At 68.7% G+C, this 19,374-nt stretch carries 20 protein-coding genes; 4 read left to right on the top strand and 16 right to left on the bottom strand.

Annotation, left to right across the window (positions count from 1 at the left end; translation table 11 throughout):
- Window positions 1–76: 76 nt before the first annotated feature.
- The 10 genes from tsaD to glmS are packed head-to-tail and all read right to left on the bottom strand — an operon-like array spanning window position 77 to window position 10,589.
- A complete protein-coding gene (gene tsaD, locus A5759_RS03125; protein WP_068193605.1) occupies window positions 77–1,102 on the bottom strand; it encodes a tRNA (adenosine(37)-N6)-threonylcarbamoyltransferase complex transferase subunit TsaD in 1,026 nt (341 codons plus the stop codon).
- Window positions 1,099–1,551 (bottom strand): ribosomal protein S18-alanine N-acetyltransferase, encoded by a 453-nt coding sequence (gene rimI / locus A5759_RS03120; RefSeq protein ID WP_066849315.1) that lies wholly within the window; start codon window positions 1,549–1,551, stop codon window positions 1,099–1,101. Before rimI ends, tsaD begins: the two co-directional genes overlap by 4 nt.
- Window positions 1,548–2,183 (bottom strand): tRNA (adenosine(37)-N6)-threonylcarbamoyltransferase complex dimerization subunit type 1 TsaB, encoded by a 636-nt coding sequence (gene tsaB / locus A5759_RS03115; protein WP_197505935.1) that lies wholly within the window; start codon window positions 2,181–2,183, stop codon window positions 1,548–1,550. The genes rimI and tsaB overlap by 4 nt, the downstream gene beginning before the upstream one ends.
- Window positions 2,162–2,629 carry a tRNA (adenosine(37)-N6)-threonylcarbamoyltransferase complex ATPase subunit type 1 TsaE gene (gene tsaE / locus A5759_RS03110; protein WP_068193601.1) on the bottom strand — a complete coding sequence of 156 codons (468 nt, stop codon included), beginning with the start codon at window positions 2,627–2,629 and terminating at the stop codon, window positions 2,162–2,164. Before tsaE ends, tsaB begins: the two co-directional genes overlap by 22 nt.
- Complete coding sequence (locus A5759_RS03105; protein ID WP_156616780.1) at window positions 2,622–3,743, bottom strand: alpha/beta fold hydrolase; 1,122 nt, start codon at window positions 3,741–3,743, stop codon at window positions 2,622–2,624. The genes tsaE and A5759_RS03105 overlap by 8 nt, the downstream gene beginning before the upstream one ends.
- Window positions 3,743–4,909 carry an alanine racemase gene (gene alr / locus A5759_RS03100; RefSeq protein WP_068193595.1) on the bottom strand — a complete coding sequence of 389 codons (1,167 nt, stop codon included), beginning with the start codon at window positions 4,907–4,909 and terminating at the stop codon, window positions 3,743–3,745. The genes A5759_RS03105 and alr overlap by 1 nt, the downstream gene beginning before the upstream one ends.
- A gap of 51 nt (window positions 4,910–4,960) precedes the next feature.
- Complete coding sequence (locus tag A5759_RS03095) at window positions 4,961–6,343, bottom strand: glutamate decarboxylase (protein ID WP_068193592.1); 1,383 nt, start codon at window positions 6,341–6,343, stop codon at window positions 4,961–4,963.
- A 26-nt stretch (window positions 6,344–6,369) separates the two neighbouring features.
- A complete protein-coding gene (locus tag A5759_RS03090) occupies window positions 6,370–7,791 on the bottom strand; it encodes a bifunctional ADP-dependent NAD(P)H-hydrate dehydratase/NAD(P)H-hydrate epimerase (RefSeq protein WP_068193589.1) in 1,422 nt (473 codons plus the stop codon).
- 36 nt (window positions 7,792–7,827) lie between these two features.
- Complete coding sequence (locus A5759_RS03085) at window positions 7,828–8,721, bottom strand: alpha/beta fold hydrolase (protein ID WP_068193585.1); 894 nt, start codon at window positions 8,719–8,721, stop codon at window positions 7,828–7,830.
- Window positions 8,721–10,589: a glutamine--fructose-6-phosphate transaminase (isomerizing) gene (gene glmS, locus A5759_RS03080; protein WP_068193582.1), complete on the bottom strand. Its 1,869-nt coding sequence runs from the start codon at window positions 10,587–10,589 to the stop codon at window positions 8,721–8,723. The genes A5759_RS03085 and glmS overlap by 1 nt, the downstream gene beginning before the upstream one ends.
- Window positions 10,590–10,644: 55 nt before the next feature.
- Here glmS and A5759_RS03075 point away from each other — a divergent pair, with 55 nt between their 5' ends.
- The 3 genes from A5759_RS03075 to A5759_RS03065 all read left to right on the top strand — a co-directional run bounded on the left by A5759_RS03075 (window position 10,645) and on the right by A5759_RS03065 (window position 14,068).
- On the top strand, window positions 10,645–11,490 hold the full coding sequence (locus A5759_RS03075) for a dienelactone hydrolase family protein (protein WP_068193576.1): 846 nt from the start codon (window positions 10,645–10,647) through the stop codon (window positions 11,488–11,490).
- Window positions 11,491–11,527: 37 nt separating this feature from the next.
- Window positions 11,528–12,580: an LLM class F420-dependent oxidoreductase gene (locus tag A5759_RS03070; RefSeq protein WP_068193573.1), complete on the top strand. Its 1,053-nt coding sequence runs from the start codon at window positions 11,528–11,530 to the stop codon at window positions 12,578–12,580.
- A gap of 201 nt (window positions 12,581–12,781) precedes the next feature.
- Window positions 12,782–14,068, top strand: a complete 1,287-nt coding sequence (locus A5759_RS03065; RefSeq protein ID WP_068193571.1) for a DEAD/DEAH box helicase — start codon at window positions 12,782–12,784, stop codon at window positions 14,066–14,068.
- Here the strand turns inward: A5759_RS03065 and A5759_RS03060 are convergent.
- Window positions 14,065–14,631 (bottom strand): hypothetical protein, encoded by a 567-nt coding sequence (locus A5759_RS03060; RefSeq protein WP_068193568.1) that lies wholly within the window; start codon window positions 14,629–14,631, stop codon window positions 14,065–14,067. The genes A5759_RS03065 and A5759_RS03060 overlap by 4 nt on opposite strands.
- Before the next feature lie 197 nt (window positions 14,632–14,828).
- On the opposite strand from A5759_RS03060, the gene A5759_RS03055 reads away from it, so the two are divergent.
- Window positions 14,829–15,038: a hypothetical protein gene (locus A5759_RS03055; RefSeq protein WP_068193566.1), complete on the top strand. Its 210-nt coding sequence runs from the start codon at window positions 14,829–14,831 to the stop codon at window positions 15,036–15,038.
- A 7-nt stretch (window positions 15,039–15,045) separates the two neighbouring features.
- Here the strand turns inward: A5759_RS03055 and A5759_RS03050 are convergent, their stop codons facing one another.
- The 5 genes from A5759_RS03050 to rpsI all read right to left on the bottom strand — a co-directional run bounded on the left by A5759_RS03050 (window position 15,046) and on the right by rpsI (window position 19,367).
- Complete coding sequence (locus A5759_RS03050; RefSeq protein ID WP_068193563.1) at window positions 15,046–16,464, bottom strand: hypothetical protein; 1,419 nt, start codon at window positions 16,462–16,464, stop codon at window positions 15,046–15,048.
- A gap of 1 nt (window position 16,465) precedes the next feature.
- Window positions 16,466–16,771: a type VII secretion target gene (locus tag A5759_RS03045; RefSeq protein WP_066810512.1), complete on the bottom strand. Its 306-nt coding sequence runs from the start codon at window positions 16,769–16,771 to the stop codon at window positions 16,466–16,468.
- A 40-nt stretch (window positions 16,772–16,811) separates the two neighbouring features.
- Window positions 16,812–18,149, bottom strand: a complete 1,338-nt coding sequence (gene glmM / locus A5759_RS03040) for a phosphoglucosamine mutase (protein ID WP_066849349.1) — start codon at window positions 18,147–18,149, stop codon at window positions 16,812–16,814.
- Window positions 18,150–18,281: 132 nt separating this feature from the next.
- Window positions 18,282–18,698 carry a hypothetical protein gene (locus tag A5759_RS03035; RefSeq protein ID WP_068193560.1) on the bottom strand — a complete coding sequence of 139 codons (417 nt, stop codon included), beginning with the start codon at window positions 18,696–18,698 and terminating at the stop codon, window positions 18,282–18,284.
- Between the two features lie 234 nt (window positions 18,699–18,932).
- Entirely contained in the window at window positions 18,933–19,367 is a 435-nt protein-coding gene (gene rpsI, locus A5759_RS03030) for a 30S ribosomal protein S9 (protein WP_231984531.1), read from the bottom strand.
- Window positions 19,368–19,374 lie beyond the last annotated feature (7 nt).

The following is a 19,374-nucleotide window of genomic DNA, read 5'->3' as shown; positions in this document are numbered from 1 at the left end:
GCGCAGGGATTGGCCGCGTGCCACCTAGCACTCTATACACGAGAGTGCTAGCACTCAAGGCCGGGTATCGACAAGATCAGGCCACTTGTGCCTGCACGACGGGCAGACCCGGATCGCTGGCCGCGTCCAGCGGTGACGGCCGGGCCCCCGCAGCGATCAGGTGCGCCGCGAACGAGGCGATCATCGCGCCGTTGTCGGTGCACAGGCGTGGTCGCGGAATGCGCAGCGTCAGCCCGTTGGCGGCGCATCGCTCCTCAGCCAGCTCGCGCAGCCGCGAGTTCGCCGCCACGCCGCCGGCGATGAGCAGTGTGTCGACCCCCAGGGTCGTGCATGCCCGCACCGCCTTGAGCGTCAGCACGTCGGCGACGGCCTCCTGGAAGCCGGCCGCGACATCCGCCGTCGACGCTTCCGGGTGACTCTCGACGTAGCGGGCAACTGCGGTCTTGAGCCCCGAGAAGCTGAACGCGTACGGATCGTCGCGCGGGCCAGTCATGCCCCTCGGGAACACGATCGCGTCCCGGTCGCCCTCGCGGGCCAGTTCGTCGAGCACTTTGCCGCCGGGATAGCCCAGGCCCAGCAGGCGCGCCACCTTGTCGTAGGCCTCCCCTGCGGCGTCGTCGACGGTGCTGCCGAGTTCGACGATCGGCTCGCCGAGTGATCGCACGTGCAGCAGGTTGGTGTGCCCGCCCGAGACAAGCAGACCGATGCTCTCCGGCAGCGGGCCGTGGTCGTAGACGTCGGCGGCCAGGTGCCCGCCCAGGTGGTTGACGGCGTAGAACGGGACCTGCCACGCCGCCGAATAGGCCTTGGCCGCAGCCACTCCCACCAGCAGGGCACCCGCCAGGCCCGGCCCGATCGTCGCGGCGACGACGTCGGGTCTGGTCACGCCGGCCGCCTGCAGCGCGCGGCGCATCGTCGGGCCCAGCGCCTCCAGGTGCGCGCGGGACGCGATCTCAGGAACGACGCCGCCGAACCGGGCGTGTTCGTCGACGCTGGACGCGACCTCGTCGGCCAGCAGCCGCACTGAACCGTCGGCGCCCAATTCGGCGATGCCGACGCCGGTTTCGTCGCAGGAGCTCTCGATGGCCAGGATGATCGTCATGTCGGGTCTCGCCGCATCGTATAGGCGTCGGCGCCGCTGGCCCGGTAATAGCGTTTGCGCAGCCCCACATTGGTGAAGCCGAAGCTCTCGTACATCTTGATCGCCGCTTCGTTGTCGGTGCGAACCTCGAGGAACACGCACCCGCCCGAGGCGTGGTCGAGCAACTCGGCCAGCATGCGCTTGCCGATCCCCTGGCCCCGGTAGGCGGGGTCTACGCCGATGGTGTGGATCTCGTATTCGTAGGGCTTCTTTCGGCCGAGGCGGGCGATACCGGCGTATCCGACGAGCTTGTCCTGATCGCGTGCGGCGACGTAGCGGATGTGCTTGGCGGCGAGTTCGGCGAGGAAGGCGCGCTCGGGCCACGGATCGTCGCCGTCGAACAGCTGGGCCTCCAGCTCGGCGCATCTGGCCGCATCCGACGGCTTCAACGGCCCGTACTCGATGCTCATCGCTTGGCCACCGACGGTTTGGCGTCGGGCCGGCGTAAATACAGCGGGACGAGTGGGGCAGGTTCGGCGTTCCAGTCCGCCACTACGCGCACCAACCCCGACGCGGTCGGATACACCGGGGCCTGACGCGGCAGGTCGAACAGCGCCGCGTGCTCGGGTGACCCGGCGACAGCCGTGGCGCCTGGTGGCACGTCCGCGGCTGCGCAGACGGCGGGTCCGTCGGTACGCACCCCGTCGCGGTAGCGTGCCCAGTAGACCTCTCGACGGCGCGCGTCCGTCACCACGAGCACGTCGCCGACGGTGTCCACACCGATCGCATCCAGGCTGCAGACGCCGTGGACCGGGACGCCCAGCGCGTGCCCGTAAGCGGCGGCGGTCGCCATCCCGACGCGCAGGCCGGTGAACGGTCCCGGGCCGCACCCGACGACCACCGCGTCCAATTCGTCGACACCGAGCGCCGCGTCGGCCAGCGCCGCCACTGCATTCGGGGTGAGCTGCTCGGCGTGCGCCCGAGCGTCGACCGTCACCCGCTCGGCGAGCACCTGCACTCCGTCGAGACGGACCGCGCCCGCCGTCACCGCGGGTGTCGCGGTGTCGATGGCCAGTACGTTCACGCCTTGCTCCACTCCCACACCGCGGTGCGGACCTCGGTGTCGCGGGCACGCTCGAGCCGCACGTCGAGGTGGCTGTCGGAGAGCCGTTCGGCCAGCCCCTCACCCCATTCGACGACCACGACGGCGTCGTCGAGATCGGTGTCCAGGTCCAGCGAGTCGAGTTCGGCGAGCAGGTCGACCGACGGGTGGTCGAGGAGGCGATACACGTCGACGTGGATCATGGCCGGCGCACCCGATCGGCGCGCCCGGTGTACGCGTGCCAGCACGAAGGTCGGTGAGATCACCGGGCCCTCCACCTCCATCGCCTGAGCAATACCCTTGGCCAGCACCGTCTTTCCCGCGCCGAGCGGTCCTGAGAGGACGACGACGTCGCCCGCGTGCAGTTGTCTACCGAGTTCGGCGCCGAGCGCGACGGTGTCCTCTGCGGTCGACAGTTCGGCCGTGCCCGAGCTGCGTTCACCCATTGTGGCGGACCTTCTCGCGCACCCGCCTCGTCAACGCGACGAGCTTGGACGGTGTCGCGCGTTCGACGAGTCGGACCAGTGCCTCGTTGATCGCCTCGGGTTGTTCGAGTTGGACGAGATGTCCAGCGCCGCCGACGATCACCACTTGCGCCTTCGGCAGAACCGCGGCCATGGCCTGCGAGTACTCCATCGGCGTCAGCAGGTCGCGGTCGCCGCACGCGATCAGGGTCGGCACCTTGGCCAGCGTGGTCAGGCCGTCGATCTCGTTGTGCACCTCGAGCGCGTGCAGGAATTCGACGAGCGTCGCGATCGGAGTGTCGTGCATCATCCGTTCCGAGAACGCCACGACGCTCGGGCTGATCTTCTCGTCGCCGTAGGACGCGGCGCGCAGGATCGGCGCGATCACCGACTTCGCGGCGCCGCGGGTTCGGTGCACCATCTTGGGCGCGTACCGGACCGCGAATCGGGCCGCCTCCAGTGCCGGGTTCTTCAGGATCTCACCGAGCGGCGAGCGCGAAACCCCTTCGGCGGCAGAGGCGATGATCGCGGCGCCGACGATCCGCTTCGGATAGTGGTGCGGGAACTGGCGCGCGTGCGACAGTACGGTCATCCCGCCCATCGAGTGGCCGACCAGCACCACAGGGCCACGCGGAACCACGACCGCCAGCACAGCCTCGAGATCCTGCCCGAGCTGGGCCACCGTATAGGTCTCCGGCGGCGCCTCGTCGGACTGACCGTGTCCGCGCTGGTCGTAGAACACCATCCGGACCTGGGGTCCCCACTGCTCGGTGAGCCTGACGCGCTGAAAGTAGAAGGCGCCCATGCGCAGACAGAATCCGTGCGCGAACACCACCGTCAGCGGCGCGTCTTGCGGGCCGACCTCGCGGACCGCCAGCGACACGCCGTCGGGTGTGGTGACGACGGAGCTGCGGTCGGCGTCGAGGAGTTCGAAATCCTCGTCCTTGTAGTGGTCCACGGTGTCGAGTCGACGCCGCAGCGAGCGCGCCGCCGACATTCCCGCCGCGCTGCCGACCGCGGTCAGGCCGGCTGCGCCCGCGAGCCAGCGCCCGTTCGCGTTGCGGCGGCGGCGCGGAATCGGAATCTCGTTGTCCATCAAGATGTCTTGTCCATCGATCCGGTGTAGGTCCGCACAAAGCGGCCACGCGGGCTGGTCACGACCTCGTAGTTGATGGTGCCGAGCAGGTCGGCCCACTCCTGGGTCGTCGGCTCACCGTGGGTGCCCGGCCCGAAGAGGATCGCGTCGTCACCTTCTGCGGCCCCGCCTTCCGGTCCGAGGTCCACGACGAACTGGTCCATGCAGATCCGGCCGACGTTGCGGCACCGCCTGCCGTTGATCATCACGTCGATGCGGTTGCTCAGCGGGCGGAACACCCCGTCGGCGTACCCGACGGGCAAGAGCGCCACGGCGGTGTCACGATCGGCGACCCAGGTGTGCCCGTAGGACACGCCGTCGCCCGCGCGCAGCGAACGGACCAGCGCCACAGGGCATTTCAAGGTCATCGCCGGACGCAGGCCCATGTCCCCGCGCTCGGGTATCGGGGTCTGGCCGTACACCGCGATACCGACGCGCACCAGGTCCATGCCCAGATCTGGCCGTGTCATCGCGGCCGGGCTGTTGCTCAGGTGGGTGATCTCGAACTGCACGCCCTGTTCGGCCGCGTAGGTCCGCATCTCGGTGAGCCGCTGCGCCTGTATGCCGTTGAGCGGATCGTCGGGCCGGTCACCGTGCACGAGGTGCGACATCAGCCCCCGTACGCTGATCGCTCCGTCGGCCTGCGCCCGCTTGACGGCCGCGATCATCGCCGGGTAGTCGTCACGACCGACGCCGTTGCGGCTCAGCCCGGTGTCGACCTTGACGGTCACCGAGGCACTGCGCCCGCTCCGTGCGACGGCGTCGAGCAGGTCGTCGAGCTGGCGCACCGACGACACCGCGATCTGCACGTCGGCGGCCAGCGCGGGCGCGAAGTCGGTGCCCGGCGGATGCAGCCAGGCCAGCACCGGAGCGGTGATGCCGTCCCCGCGCAGCGCCAACGCCTCGGCGACGGTCGCCACCCCGAGTTCGGTGGCGCCCGCGGCGAGCGCGACCCGGCTCACCTGGGTGGCGCCGTGTCCGTATCCGTCGGCCTTGACGACGACCATCACCTGCGCGGTGCCCGCGAGGTCGCGCAGCAGCCGCACATTGTGGGCGATCGCGTCGAGGTCGACCACCGCCTGTGGGGCCGCGGTCGCGGTCGGCGTCGTCAGCTCGGTCGTGTGCATCGTCGTTTCACCACGGCCGATTGTCCCAGACGACGGGCGGAGGCCCGACGGTCAGTGGGCGAACGGCCGGAACTGGTTGAAGTGGCCGCGCGGTTTGAGCTCGTCTAGCTGGGAGAGCACGGTGACCATGTCGTCGTGCAGCGCTCGGGCCAGGTCCGCCGAGAACCCCTCCCGCACCACGATGCGCAGCATCGTGACATCGGTGGCGCCTTCCGGCATCGTGTAGGCCGGTACCTGCCAGCCGAACGCGCGCAGGCCCTGCGAGATGTCGAACTCCGTGTAACCGAAATCGCCGGCGAGCTTGAAACTCACCACCGGGATCGCCGATCCGTCCGCGACGACCTCGAAGTGTTCGCTTTCGCGCAGTTGGTCACCAAGCCACCGCGCTGTCTGCGAAAGCGACTGCATCACTTGTGAATATCCCCCACGGCCGAGCCGCAGGAAGTTGTAGTACTGCCCGACGACCTGGTTGCCGGGCCGGGAGAAGTTCAACGTGAACGTTGGCATGTCGCCGCCGAGATAGTTCACGTGAAAGACCAGGCCCTCGGGCAGGTACTCGGCACTGCGCCACACCACGAAGCCGATCCCGGGATAGGTCAGGCCGTACTTGTGGCCGCTGACGTTGATCGACACCACACGCGGAAGCCGGAAGTCCCATTCCAGATCCGGATGCAGGAACGGCACCACGAAGCCGCCGCTGGCGGCATCCACGTGGACCGGGATATCCAGGCCGCCGTCCGCGGCGAGTTTGTCGAGCGCCGCGCAGATCTCACCGATGGGTTCCAGCTCCCCGGTGTAGGTGGTGCCGAGAATCGCCACCACACCGATGGTGTCCTCGTCGATGTTCTCGAGCACCTGTTCGGGTGTGATGACGTAGCGGTCCTCGGCCATCGGCAGGTATCGCGCCTCGACGTCGAAGTAGCGGCAGAACTTCTCCCAGACCACCTGGACATTGGCGCCCATCACCAGGTTCGGTGTGCGAGCCTTCCACTTGTCGCCGACGCGGTCTCGCCACCGCCACTTCATCGCGAGCCCGGCCAGCATCACCGCCTCGCTGGAACCGATGGTCGAAACACCGATCGCACTCGACGGGTCGTCGTCGCGCAGCCCTTCGGCGTGGAACAGATCGGCCACCATGCACACGCACCGCTGCTCGATCGCGGCGGTCGCCGGGTACTCGTCCTTGTCGATCATGTTCTTGTCGAACGTCTCGGCCATCAGCCGTTCGGCCTGCGGGTCCATCCACGTCGTGACGAACGTGGCCAGGTTCAGCCGGGAACTGCCGTCGAGCATCAGTTCGTCGTGGATGAACCGGTACGCGGCATCGGGATCCATCGCATCGTCGGGCAACCGCAGCGACGGCACCGGCGCCATCGCCAGCCGCCCGGTGTAGGCGGGGGCAACCTGCGGCGCGTGAGGACGCGTGGGCGACATGGGATTTCCTCTCGTTACAAACTGGCTTACAGACTGGCTAGGGCGGTTCGGACGTGAGCGAGGATGCGCGACGCCGAAGTCGGGGCGGGATGCGGTCCTGGATCGGAAGCAGCGAGGTTCGCGGCGCGGGCGTGGACGAACGCGGCGGCGGCGGCCGCCTCGCCGGCGGGTAAGCCCGCGGCAAGCAACGCGCCGATGACGCCGGTCAGCACATCGCCGGAACCCGCTGTGGCGGCCCACGATTGGCCTGCGGGGTTGAGGTATACCGGGCCGCCGGGTTCGGCGATGACCGTCACGTTGCCCTTCAGCAGCACGGTGACGCCCAACCGGTCGGCCAGCCTGCGGGCGGCGCCGACCCGATCGTCGCCGGGCGCCGAACCGGCCAGGCGCGCGAACTCACCGGCGTGCGGCGTCAACACGGTCGGGGCCTGACGGCCGTCGACCAGATCGGGGTGCGCGGCCAGGATCGTCAGCCCGTCGGCGTCGACGACCACCGGCAGCCCGCTGTCCAACGCGAACCACAGGGCAGCCGCGCCGGTGTCGTCGGTACCCAGGCCGGGCCCCACGGCCCAGGCTTGCACCCGCCCCGACGCGCTGGCGTTCGGCGCGGCGATCACCTCCGGCCACTGCGAAAGAACCTGCCGCCCGGCGGATCCGGCGTACCGGACCATGCCCGACGTCGCCGCGACGGCCGCACCTGTGCACAGCACCGCGGCGCCGGGGTAGGTGGCCGAGCCGGCGAGGATCCCGGTGACCCCCTGGGTGTATTTGTCGTCGGTCGGACCGGGCACCGGCCAGCGAGCGGCTACATCGACGGCGTCGAACGACATCATGTCGGACGCCGGCAACTGCAGACCGATGTCGATCAACTCGACATGACCGCATTCTCCCAGTGCGTGAACGGGTTTGAGACCGCCGAATGTCACGGTCAACGCGGCCCGCACATGGGGCCCGTCGGTGGCCCCGGTCTGCACGTCCATGCCGCTGGGGATGTCGACGGCCACCACCGGAATGCCCGCTTCGTCGACGGCGGCGAACACCTCGGCGGCATTCGGCCGGAGCGGCCCGGACCCGGAGATTCCCACCACGCCGTCGATCACCAGAGCGGTGTCCGCCGGAATCGATCCGACGACACGCCCACCGGCGGCGCTGAACGCCGCCAGTGCCTTGCGGTGGGTGCGGTCCGGATTGAGCAGGATGGCGGCGGAACCGGCGCCGCGCCTGCGGAGGAATGTCGCCGCCCACAGCGCATCGCCGCCGTTGTCGCCCGAACCGACCACGGCACAGATGCGTCGCCCGGAGATTCCGCCGGTGCGTAGCACCAGTTCGCGCGCGATCGCGACGGCAAGACCGTTGGCGGCGCGGCGCATCAGGGCACCGTCGGGCAGGGACGCCAATAGCGGCGCTTCAGCCTCGCGAATCTGGTCCGCGGTGTCGTAGTGCCGCATCCCTGCTCACGTTAGTGGCAAACAGTGCCGCGAGGCTCAGTTTCGACCGTCTGCGTCGGCCCAGAAATCGACTGCCTGTTCGGCGATCTCGACCGCGTACTCATCGTTGATCGCATGCGAGGCACCGGGCCACACTTCGACCCGGCCCCGCGGAAGCAGGCGTCGCGCCCGCTGCGCCGCCCGGTCGGCGTCGTGCATCACGCTGCGCCCCCCGAGCAGGGCCAGCACCGGTATATCCAGTTCGCGCAGCTGTTCGTCGGTGATCATCCTCGGCATCGCCTTGCGCACGGTGTAATCGGTTGAGCCGGAGGAGATCAGTGCCGCTTCGGTTGCCGCCTCGTCGATGTCGGCGCCGCCGGAGATCCAGCGGAGCACGCGCCTGCGCAATTTCTCGGGCACACCGGGGAGGAACAACGCTGGCGAGGCCAGTACAGCCTTGAATGCGACCGGGGCGAAGGTGAACACGGGATCGAGTAGCACCAACGAGGCGGCTCGGCCGGAGCGGCGGGCGGCGTAGTTGGTCGCCGTCCATCCACCGATCGACACTCCCATCAGATGCACTCGGTCCAGCCCGGCGCCCGCGAACGCCTCGTCGAGCCATTGCGCCTCGTCGTCGGGTCCGGTGATCGGCTTCTCCTGTACCGACAGCCCCGCCTCCCCGAGCAGGTCGATCCCGATCACCGGCCGATGCCGTTGCAGCAGGGGGATGTTGCCCCGCCACATCGGGACCGAAGCGTTGCGGCCGGGGAGCAGTACGACGGGCGTCAGATCGGGCGGCCCGGCGAACCGGTACACCCGCACGAACCCGAATGACGTTGCCACATCGTGCATTTCGGCAGCCTCGGGCAGCTCTGCCATCGCGGTTTGGTAGACCTCGAGGAAGTGGCGGCGAGCCCGATCGCCCTTGAAGTCCCCAACCCGGCCCGCCACTACTCGACGGTGACGGACTTGGCCAGGTTACGGGGCTTGTCGACGTCATAGCCGCGCGCCTGCGCCACCCCCGCGGCGAACACCTGCAGCGGGATCGTCGACAGCAGCGGCTGGAGAAGTGTTGACACCGCCGGGATCTCGATCAGGTGATCGGCATAGGGACGGACCGTGTCGTCGCCCTCTTCGGCGATCACGATGGTGATCGCGCCGCGCGCCTGGATCTCGCGGATGTTCGACAGCAGCTTGGCGTGCAACATCGGCGCGTTCTTCAGTGAAGGCATCACGACGATGACCGGGAGGTCGTCCTCGATCAGCGCGATCGGACCGTGTTTGAGCTCACCCGCCGCGAAGCCCTCGGCGTGCATGTACGCCAGCTCCTTGAGCTTGAGCGCACCTTCGAGCGCGACCGGGTAACCGACGTGCCTGCCGAGAAACAGCACCGTCTGCGACTGGGCGAAGCGGTGGGCCAACGCCCTGACCGGTTCGACGATCTCCAGCACCCGGGCGACCAGCTCGGGCATGGCCTCCAGCTCGCGGTATTCGCGCTCCACCTCGTCGGGGTACTTCGTGCCGCGCGCCTGCGCGAGCGCAAGTCCGACAAGGTAATTGGCCGCGATCTGGGCGAGGAACGTCTTTGTGGACGCCACCCCGATCTCGGGTCCGGCACGGGTGTAGAGCACCGCATCGCATTCGCGCGGGATCTGGCTGCCGTTGGTGTTGCAGATCGCCAGCACCTTGGCCTTCTGCTCCTTGGCGTGCCGCACGGCCTCCAGGGTGTCGGCGGTCTCGCCGGACTGCGAGATCGCCACCACCAGGGTATGGCTGTCCAGAACCGGGTCGCGGTAACGGAATTCGCTGGCGAGCTCGGCCTCGACGGGCAGCCTCGTCCAGTGCTCGATCGCGTACTTGGCCAGCAGCCCGGAGTGGTAAGCGGTGCCACATGCCACCACGAAGACCTTGTCGACCTCACGCAGTTCCTGATCGGACAACCGCTGCTCGTCCAGGACGATGCGGTTGTCGACGAAGTGGCCCAACAGCGTGTCGGAAACCGCGGCGGGCTGCTCGGCGATCTCTTTGAGCATGAAGTACTCGTAGCCGCCCTTTTCGGCGGCCGACATGTCCCAGTCGATATGGAACGACCGCGCGTTCGCACCGTCGTCCACACCGTCGAAGTCGGTGATGCGGTATCCGTCGGCGGTCACGACCACCGCCTGGTCCTGGCCAAGCTCCACCGCGTCGCGGGTGTGCTCGATGAACGCGGCCACATCCGAGCCGACGAACATCTCGCCGTCGCCGACGCCGACCACCAGGGGCGTGGAGCGGCGCGCCGCCACGATCGTGCCCGGATCGTCGGCATTGGCGAACACCAGCGTGAAGTGTCCTTCGAGGCGCCGCAGCACCGCGAGCACGGACGCCGGGAAATCTCCGGCGGTGGGGCCGTGGTGGTACTGCCAGGAGACCAGGTGCACCGCGACCTCGGTGTCGGTGTCGCTGGCGAACTCCACCCCGGTCTTCTCGAGTTCGGCCCGCAAGGCGGCGTAGTTCTCGATGATCCCGTTGTGGACGACGGCGATCTTGCCCGCGGCGTCACGGTGCGGGTGGGCGTTGCGGTCGGTGGGCCTGCCGTGGGTGGCCCACCGGGTGTGCCCCAGGCCGGTGTTGCCCCCGAGGCTGGACGCGTCGGTGTCGGCCAGCGCGGCTTCGAGGTTGGCCAGTCGCCCGGCCCGGCGACGGACCGTGAGCCCGCCGTGTCCGTCGAGCAGAGCCACACCCGACGAGTCGTAGCCTCGGTACTCCATCCGGCGCAGTGCGTCGACGACGATCTCGCAGGCAGGGCGCTGCCCGACGTAGCCGACGATTCCGCACATAGCCATTCAGGGTAGTGCAAGAGCGGCTCAGAACCCCGTCGGCTACGGTCGTCTGGTGGCCAGCACGAAGAACCTCTTCAAGGCCCTGACCCGCCGCGGTCCGCACCGCGTTCTGCGAGGTGACCTGGCGTTTGCCGGGCTTCCCGGTGTCGTGTTCACCCCGGATTCCGGTTTCAGCCTGCCCGGCGTGGCGTTCGGTCACGATTGGCTTGCCGCAGCCGACCGCTATTCCGGCACGCTGGAGCATCTGGCGTCCTGGGGCATCGTCGCGGCGGCGCCGGCGACCGAGACGGGATTGGCGCCGTCGGCGCTGAACTTCGCCTATGACCTGGGCACGACGCTCGACATCATCACCGGGGTCCGGCTGGGACCGGGGGAGATCAGCGTGCATCCCAACAAGCTCGGCGTCGTCGGGCACGGGTTCGGCGGGTCCGCAGCCGTGTTCACCGCGGCGGGGATGCCGGTCAAGCCGAAAGCCGTCGTTGCGATTTTCCCCACAGTCACGTCACCACCCGCCGAGGAGCCCGCGGCGGCGCTGCAGGTCCCCGGCCTGGTGCTCAGCGGTCCGGGTGACCCGATGACGCTGCGCTCCAATGCGGTCGAGCTGGCCCGGACGTGGAACAAAGCCACGCTGCGCACGGTCAACGGGGCCAAGCCGGGCGGGCTGATCGAGGGTCGTCGGCTGGCCCGCGCCGTCGGCCTGCCAGGAGCCGACCGCAGCACCCAGAAGGTGGTGCGGGCGCTGATCACCGGCTACCTGCTGCACACCCTGACCGGCGACAAGACCTACCGCGACTTCGCCGATCCCGACATCGCCCTGCCGAAGGCCCCGAACGTCGACCCGTTCGCCGAAGACCCAGTGGACCTGGAGAACAAGGTCGTCGCGCTGCTGAAGCCCTGAGGGTGACCAACCAACCGGTTGGGTGTATAACTCGATGATGCGCACCGGGATCTTCCTCAACTACACCGACGGGTTTCTCCAGGCCGTCGATCAGGTCGTCGAGCTCGAGAAGGTCGGCGTCGATCTCGCCTTGGTGGCCGAGGCGTACTCCTACGACGCGATCAGCCAGCTCGGTTTCCTGGCGGCCAGGACGACGCGCATGGAACTCGGGACGGGCGTGGTGCCGATCTACATCCGCACGCCGACGTTGTTGGGGATGACGGCCGCGGGTCTCGACTATGTCTCCGGCGGCCGTTTCCGGCTCGGCATCGGTACGTCCGGCCCGCAGGTGATGGAGGGCTTTCACGGCGTGCCGTTCGACGCGCCGCTGGGGCGCACCCGCGAAGTGGTTGAGATCTGCAGGCAGGTGTGGCGTCGCGAGCGTGTGCAGTTCGACGGAAAGCACTATCAGATTCCGCTGCCCAGCGAGGGACCCGGGGCCCGGGGCACCGGCCTGGGCAAGCCGTTGCAGTTGATCAATCACCCTGTACGCGAACGTATTCCGATCACAATCGCCGCCCTGGGGCCGAAGAACGTCGAACTCACCGCGGAGATCGCCGAGGGATGGCAGCCGGTGTTCTTCTTCCCTGAACAGGCCGACGCCGTGTGGGGTGAGGCGCTGCGCGCCGGGTTCGCCAAACGTGACCCCTCGATGGGCCCACTCGACGTCATGGTCAGCGCTCCCCTGGCCATCGGCGAGGACGTCGATGACCGGCTGTCCTGGGTGAAGCCGCAGTTGGCGTTGTACATCGGCGGTATGGGCGCGCGCGGCCGCAATTTCTACCACAACCTGGCCACCCGCTACGGGTACGGCGAGGTCGCCAACACCATCCAGGACCTCTACCTAGCGGGCAAGAAGACCGAGGCGATCGCGGCGGTGCCGGACGAACTGGTGCGCAGCGTGTCGCTGGTCGGACCACGTGGGTACGTCAAGGAGCGACTGGCCGCATTCGCCGAAGCCGGTGCGACGACGCTTCTGCTGCAGCCGCTTTCCGCCGACCGCAGTGAAATCGTCGGATTCGTCGAGGAGCTGCACGGCTTGCTGCCTTAGCCGATTACGCCGATCGCCGATGCCCCTGTACAGTGGGCACAGCGGCATCTTCTGTTCTGCCTCTTGCCGCATCGCCGAAGGCGATAATCGACCCCGTTCGATCGTCACACCGAGCGCCGCGGATCATCCGCGCCGGGCAGGACGACCACACTGAACTTTCGGAGTTTCCACTTGTCTGTGCAAATCCCCAGTGGCACAACCGTGCCCACTTTCGCCGACCTCGGCCTGCCGAAGGCCGTCGTCGACACTCTCGCCGCCGACGGCGTCGAGTCACCCTTCCCGATCCAGGCGGCGACGCTGCCCGACTCACTGGCCGGTCGCGATGTCCTCGGCCGCGGCCGCACCGGATCCGGGAAGACCTACGCCTTCCTGCTGCCTGTGGTGACCAGACTCACTGCGAGCCCGGCCAAACGCGTGCCCGGCCGCCCGCGTGCCCTCATCCTCGCGCCGACGCGCGAACTGGCCGCCCAGATCAGCGCGTCGCTGGCACCGTTGGCGGCGGCCACCAACCTGCGCTCGGTGACGATCATCGGTGGTGTGGGTCCCAACCCGCAGATCCAGGCGCTGCGTCAAGGCGTCGACATTGTCATCGCCTGCCCGGGCAGGCTCGAAGATCACGTCAAATCGCGCCATGCCGACCTGTCGGGCGTCGAGATCACCGTGCTGGACGAGGCCGACCACATGGCCGACCTCGGCTTCCTTCCCCCGGTGAAACGCCTGCTGGACAAGACTCCTCGCAACGGGCAGCGCATGCTGTTCTCGGCCACCCTCGACGGCGGCGTCGATGTGCTGGTGAAGCGGTACCTGACCGATCCCGTTGTGCACAGTGTCGATTCGGAGCAGTCGCCGGTGACCGCGATGGAACACCATGTGCTGCACGTCGACAAGGCCGCCCGCCTCGGTGTGTTGGCCGACCTGGCCGCATCGCCCGGCCGGACCATCGTGTTCGCGCGCACCAAGCACGGCGCGAAGAACCTTGCCCGACAGCTGAACTCGCGCGGTGTGTCGGCAGTGGAGTTGCACGGCAACCTGTCCCAGAATGCGCGCACCCGCAATCTCGCCGCATTCTCCGACGGCTCGGCAACCGTGATGGTCGCTACCGACATCGCCGCGCGCGGGATCCACGTCGACGACGTGAGCCTCGTCGTGCACGCCGACCCGCCCGTCGAGCACAAGGCGTACCTGCATCGGTCGGGCCGCACGGCGCGCGCGGGAGCCGACGGCACCGTGGTGACGTTGATGCTCGACGAGCAGGTGTCCGACGTACGACAGCTGACCCGCAAGGCCGGCGTGAAGCCGACGATCACCCGCTTCAGCGGCTCGTCGCATCCGGTCCTGAGCGAAATCGCCCCGGGCGAGCGGACATTCGGTGATCCGATCGTCGCCAGCAGGCCCGAACCCACGCGGCCGCACCAGCCGTCGTCGGCCAGGGGCCACCAGCAACGGCGTCGGCGCCCGACGCGGTCGCGGCGTCCGGCACGCGCCTAGCGCGGCGAGTTCCTGGCCGCGATCTCGGCCAGTAACGAGACCACCACACCGAACGCGAAGTACAGCGGCACCAGCCACGGCGCGACGCCGAACAGACCATCACAGGCGTCGTGATACGCGAACAGGCCCGCTTTGGCGATCACGATCTCGACCACGGGGCCGATGACCGCGGCCAGTAAGCCGCCGACGATCGAGGGACCGTCGCCCAGCGCACACCAGGTGATGGTCGCGAGCGTGACGATCAGCGCGGTCGCCGGAACGACGGGCGCGGTGTGGATCAGTGCGGTCATGACGTAGATGCCGAGCACCGCGGCCACACCCGCGAGACCTTGACGCGCCGTGACGTCGGCGCGCGGCGACGGTAGGCGCAGCCGAAGTTCGGCCAGTGACACCGTTGCCAGCGCGACGAGCACCGGAAACCAGATCGGGCTGCTCCACACGAACGGCACCGCATCGGTGAAGTACTCGGTGGTGCCGGTGACGACATGGCTGTGGTCGCCGACGAGCGACGCCCCCGCGCCCAGGATGAGGAAGAACAGAAGCTCCCGCGGCCGCAACTTCACCAGAGGGACGCTACAGCGCATTCGTCTGCAGCGCCCGAAGTCGCTCTGCTCAGCAAACTTTCAGTAGTAGCTGGACCGCCTCTCCGTTGCGGCAACGCCGGATTGTCATCAATTTGGTTACCCAACCGTGACCACAGATGTGGTGATCATCGTGCAGCCTTGGGTATCCGGGTTTCACTCCTGAAGGGGGTGCGGCAATGGGAACCATCACCTACCCACCGTCCATCACGTCCGAGCGCTGTGTGCGCACCTCCATGACGCCCAGGGGCGACGTGCGTCACGAGATCGACAGCGGTGCCGTCCATTTCTGGTGCGACCACTGCGGGACGAACCACCGGAGTCGGTTGATCGCCGCCGAGTGCGTCCGGCTGCTGGTCAACGGCCCCGACCCTGGGTTCGGTTCTTAGCCGTCGCTCATTCGCCGACCTGCGGTAGCTCATCGGCGGCGATCTCGCACGGGGTGCCGGCGTCCGGCGGTTTCGGCGGCGCAGCCAACGGCTCGGGCGTCACCGCCGGTGGTTCTTCAGTCACGGTCGGCGGTTCTGGAGGCACCGTCGCGGCCGGCTCTTCGTGAGGTGCGGTATCGGAATCCGGTGGCGGCGCGGGTTGACACATCGGCTCGGCGGCCGCGGGATCGGTGACCTCGCCGGGCGCGGCCGCGTCGTCATCGCTGTCCTCGCCAGCCTCGCTCGCCTCTGACGCCTCGTCAGTCTCTGTCGTTTCATTGTCGTCGATTTCGCCGAGATCCGATTCTGGCAGGCCGTCCAGTTCCCCGTCGTCGATGGCGGCATCGAGTGCACCGTCGCCCAGCAATCCGCCGAGCATATCCCCCAATTGCTGACCGAAACTCGTTAGGCCGCCTCCGAAGTCGGGCATTCCTCCGCCGAGCGAGGGCACCGGCGAAGCGGCCGCCGGCTGCGTGACGGGAGGTTCGGTCGGGACCGGCGGCGCGGGTGGCGCCGGCGCAAGTGGTGGGCTCGGAACGGATGCGCCCCATCCGGCCGGCACGACGGGAGCCGGTGGAGTCGGGTTTGCCGCAACCACCGCCCCCGGGGTTGCGGGGACACTTCGCGCCGCGGTTTCGCCGACACCCGCCGTCGGGGTCTCGCCGACACCCGCCGCCGACGGCGCCCACACCGGTCCGAGGTCGCCGGGAATCTCGAACGTCGCGCCCGCCTCGGATGCGAGTTCTGCCGCCACGGCCTCGTAAGCCGCGTTGATCGCGTCGGTGGCCGCCCGCATTGCCTCGAGCCACTCGCCGCCGATCACCGTGTCCACGAACGGCTTCACCTCCTGGTCCACCAACTCACTGGCGACCGCCCGATCGCCGGCGCCCGTGGTGACAGTGTGCGCTGCCGCCAACCAGTCCGCGCGTCTGGCGCGCACGCTGTCGCCGATGGCCAGCACCTTCGACACTTTGTCGTCCACCGCCCGCCACAGCCGCTCACGCAGATCGGCCAGTGCGACTGCCGCGGTCCGGACGGCCGTCGCAGCGACCGTCGCCGCTTCGGCATGGCTGCGCAGGAACTCTCGCGAGGCATTCGCGCCCAGACCCTGCCACGCGTTCGTCAGCGCGGCCCGCTGAGCTTCTTGGCGTGCGAGCGTATCCTCGGCCGCCGCCGCGGCGGCTTGCAGTGCGGCACAGTCCGCTTCGAGAGCGCTCAGGTCCATACCGTTCTCGGCTGCATACCAATCGTGTAGCTGCCCGGGATGCGTCGTCAGATCTCGATGCCGGTAGCCCAGGCTCTGGCATGCCAGAACGTACTGCGTGACATCGCCGACGCCGGGTGTGCCATCGGCCAATCGCGCTGCAGCGTCGAAGGTTTCGCCCATGTCAGCCCAACCGGTCGGCAGCGCGCGCGTCGGCTTCGGCGTACCGGTCGATGCAGGTGCGAAGCGCGACGGCGATCTCGGCCGAGGCACGTGACCATCGCCGCAACTGATTCACCACGTCGTCGACCGCCGACCGCACCGCGTCACCACCCGCGGCATACGATCGGCCTGCACCCGCCCCGTCGAACGCCAGGCCGCTCAGATGTGTTCGCACGGCGGCGTCGAGGGCGTCGGCCGCGCCCTGGTACTGCCGTGCGACGCTCAATAAGGCGGCGGCATCGACGCGAGCCGCGTCCGTTCCTCCCATGTATGGGTTGGACGCGCGGCGACCGCGACCGGTTCCACTCTCAGCGTTGCGCGCTGACCTGCTCGGCCACCCGCACGGCCAACTGCCGGGCGGTGTCTTCGTCGGCCGCTTCCACCATCACCCGCACGACTTGCTCGGTTCCCGACGGGCGCAGCAGGATTCGACCCGTGTCGCCGAGTTCGGCTTCCACCTCGGCAACGGCGGTGCGGACCGACGGCGCGTCGGCGACGGTCGCCTTGTCCGCGACCGCGACGTTGATCAGAACCTGAGGCAGCGTGCGCATCGGCTCGGCGAGCGCGGCGAGCGGGGTGCGCGTCTGCGCCATCCGCGACATCAACCGCAATCCGGTGACGATGCCGTCGCCGGTCGTGCCCCACGCCGGCATCACGATGTGGCCCGACTGTTCACCCCCGAGCGAATATCCCCCCGCGCGCAGTTCCTCGAGGACATAACGGTCCCCCACGCTCGTCGTGCGGACCTCGACCCCGGCCGCGCGCATCGCCAGGTGCAGGCCGAGGTTGCTCATCACCGTCGCCACCAAGGTGTTCGACGCCAGCTCTCCACTCTCCTGCAGAGCGAGGGCGAGGATGACCATGATCGCGTCGCCGTCGATCACGCGCCCGTGCGCGTCGACGGCGAGGCACCGGTCGGCGTCGCCGTCGTGTGCGAGGCCCAGGTCGGCTCCATACGACACCACGGCGGATCGCAGGATCTCCATATGCGTCGAGCCGCAGCGCTCGTTGATGTTCAGCCCGTCGGGGTCGGCATTGATCGTGATGACGTTGGCGCCCGCGGCGCGGTAGGCCTGCGGTGCGGCGGCCGAGGCGGCACCGTTGGCGCAGTCGACGACGACGGTGAGCTGGTCCAACCTGGTCGTGACGGCCTTGCTGACATGCCGCAGATACCGGTCGAGGGCGTCCGCGGCGTCCACCACCCGACCGATCCGGGCGCCCGTGGGCCGGTCTCCGGGCCCCTGGTGCACCAGTTCCTCGATCCGGTCCTCGGTGGCGTCGTCGAGCTTGTGGCCGCCGGGGCCGAAGATCTTGATGCCGTTGTCGGGCATCGGGTTGTGCGAGGCGCTGATCATGGCGCCGAAGTCCGCGTCGTAAGCGCTGGTCAGATAGGCCACGGCCGGGGTCGGCAGTACGCCGACGCGCAGCGCGTCGACGCCTTCGCTGGTCAGTCCCGCGATGACGGCCGCCTCGAGCATTTCACCGCTGGCCCGCGGATCGCGGCCGACAACGGCCACCCGCCTGGCGTGCCCACCGGCGGTGGCCAACCGTCGCGCCGCCGCCGAACCGAGGGCCAGAGCCAGTTCGGCGGTCAGATCCCGGTTGGCGACGCCGCGCACTCCGTCGGTGCCGAACAGTCGAGCCATGCCGACAAACTTCTCATAAATGGCCGCTTCAGGGCCAACCGCGCGTGTCGTGGGTCGTGCCGTCGCCCAATCGGTACCCAGACGCGACTCACCGCCCGCATCCGGTCGGATGCGGGCGGTGAGGGTGCGGTCTTAGCTGCCGTTGTTCTCAACGGTCGGGGCCGTCGGCGAGGTCGTGGGCGCCTCGGACGTCGGCGTTGCCTCCTGCTGCTCGGCCTGGCCCGGTGCGTTCTCCGAGTGGCCGGGGCCGTTCTGCTGGATAGTGACGGTGCCGAGGTTGTTCGTACACACCCTCTTCTCGGTGCCCTCGGTGTCGGTGGCCTGCGCCAACGCGTTGACCGAGTTCACGTCGGTGTGGCACACGTCGGCGGCGATCTGCGCCGCGGCGGTCACGTCGACGTCGTGCAAAACGCCGGCGTTACCGATCGAAACGTTGACGCGGTTGTCCTGAGCCGTGTCCGGCTGCGCCATGGCCATACCCAGGCCGGCGGTGAAGAGCAGCGATCCGCCCATCACGGCGCCCGCGGTCAGTGTCTTCGCGTTCTTCATCAATTGCTCCTTCTCAGTCAGGAGACGACGGTCCGATCCCCCAACGAGGTGACTGGCTCGTACCGGTGGCAGTTGCGGTCTGCCGCGCGTGCAGCGCCGCCGCCTCCAGTCCCGGTGGGTTCACGACTGGCCGTTCAACGAAACCGGAACGCCGCGATTGTGAGATAGACCGCAGCGTGTTGAATACAAAAACCGCCGGTGTGCGGTGCACATCCGGCGGTTTCTGCGAATCGATCAGCGCTTGCTGTACTGAGGCGCCTTGCGGGCCTTCTTCAGGCCGTACTTCTTGCGCTCGATGGCGCGCGGGTCGCGGGTCAGGAAGCCGGCCTTCTTCAGTGCCGGCCGGTCCTCGGGCTGCACCAGAATCAGGGCCCTGGCGATCGCCAGACGCAACGCGCCTGCCTGACCGGAGGGGCCGCCACCGTCGAGGTGGGCGTAGATGTCGAAGCTCTCCAGCCGATCGACGGTGACCAGCGGAGCCTTGATGAGCTGCTGGTGGACCTTGTTCGGGAAATAGTCCTCGAGGCTGCGGCCGTCGAGGTTGAACTGGCCCGTTCCCGGAACCAGGCGAACCCGGACGACGGCCTCTTTGCGGCGGCCGACGGTCTGGATCGGACGGTCGATGAAGACCGGCTCCCGGGGCGTCGCCTCGGCGGCCGCCTCGGTCACGGCATCA

The sequence above is a fragment of the Mycobacterium sp. 852014-52144_SCH5372336 genome (assembly GCF_001665615.1).
Taxonomy (GTDB): domain Bacteria; phylum Actinomycetota; class Actinomycetes; order Mycobacteriales; family Mycobacteriaceae; genus Mycobacterium; species Mycobacterium neumannii_A.
Note: the sequence above shows the minus strand (reverse complement) of the source record. Positions and strands in the feature narration are given on the sequence as shown.

Excerpts from the sequence above, each read along its gene's own strand:
- tsaD (WP_068193605.1), bottom strand. The coding sequence starts at position 1,102 with ATGACGATCATCCTGGCCATCGAGAGCTCCTGCGACGAAACCGGCGTC.
- rimI (WP_066849315.1), bottom strand. The coding sequence starts at position 1,551 with ATGAGCATCGAGTACGGGCCGTTGAAGCCGTCGGATGCGGCCAGATGC.
- tsaE (WP_068193601.1), bottom strand. The coding sequence starts at position 2,629 with ATGGGTGAACGCAGCTCGGGCACGGCCGAACTGTCGACCGCAGAGGAC.
- A5759_RS03105 (WP_156616780.1), bottom strand. The coding sequence starts at position 3,743 with ATGGACAACGAGATTCCGATTCCGCGCCGCCGCCGCAACGCGAACGGG.
- alr (WP_068193595.1), bottom strand. The coding sequence starts at position 4,909 with ATGCACACGACCGAGCTGACGACGCCGACCGCGACCGCGGCCCCACAG.
- A5759_RS03095 (WP_068193592.1), bottom strand. The coding sequence starts at position 6,343 with ATGTCGCCCACGCGTCCTCACGCGCCGCAGGTTGCCCCCGCCTACACC.
- A5759_RS03090 (WP_068193589.1), bottom strand. The coding sequence starts at position 7,791 with ATGCGGCACTACGACACCGCGGACCAGATTCGCGAGGCTGAAGCGCCG.
- glmS (WP_068193582.1), bottom strand. The coding sequence starts at position 10,589 with ATGTGCGGAATCGTCGGCTACGTCGGGCAGCGCCCTGCCTGCGAGATC.
- A5759_RS03070 (WP_068193573.1), top strand. The coding sequence starts at position 11,528 with ATGCGCACCGGGATCTTCCTCAACTACACCGACGGGTTTCTCCAGGCC.
- A5759_RS03055 (WP_068193566.1), top strand. The coding sequence starts at position 14,829 with ATGGGAACCATCACCTACCCACCGTCCATCACGTCCGAGCGCTGTGTG.
- A5759_RS03050 (WP_068193563.1), bottom strand. The coding sequence starts at position 16,464 with ATGGGCGAAACCTTCGACGCTGCAGCGCGATTGGCCGATGGCACACCC.
- A5759_RS03045 (WP_066810512.1), bottom strand. The coding sequence starts at position 16,771 with ATGGGAGGAACGGACGCGGCTCGCGTCGATGCCGCCGCCTTATTGAGC.
- glmM (WP_066849349.1), bottom strand. The coding sequence starts at position 18,149 with ATGGCTCGACTGTTCGGCACCGACGGAGTGCGCGGCGTCGCCAACCGG.
- A5759_RS03035 (WP_068193560.1), bottom strand. The coding sequence starts at position 18,698 with ATGAAGAACGCGAAGACACTGACCGCGGGCGCCGTGATGGGCGGATCG.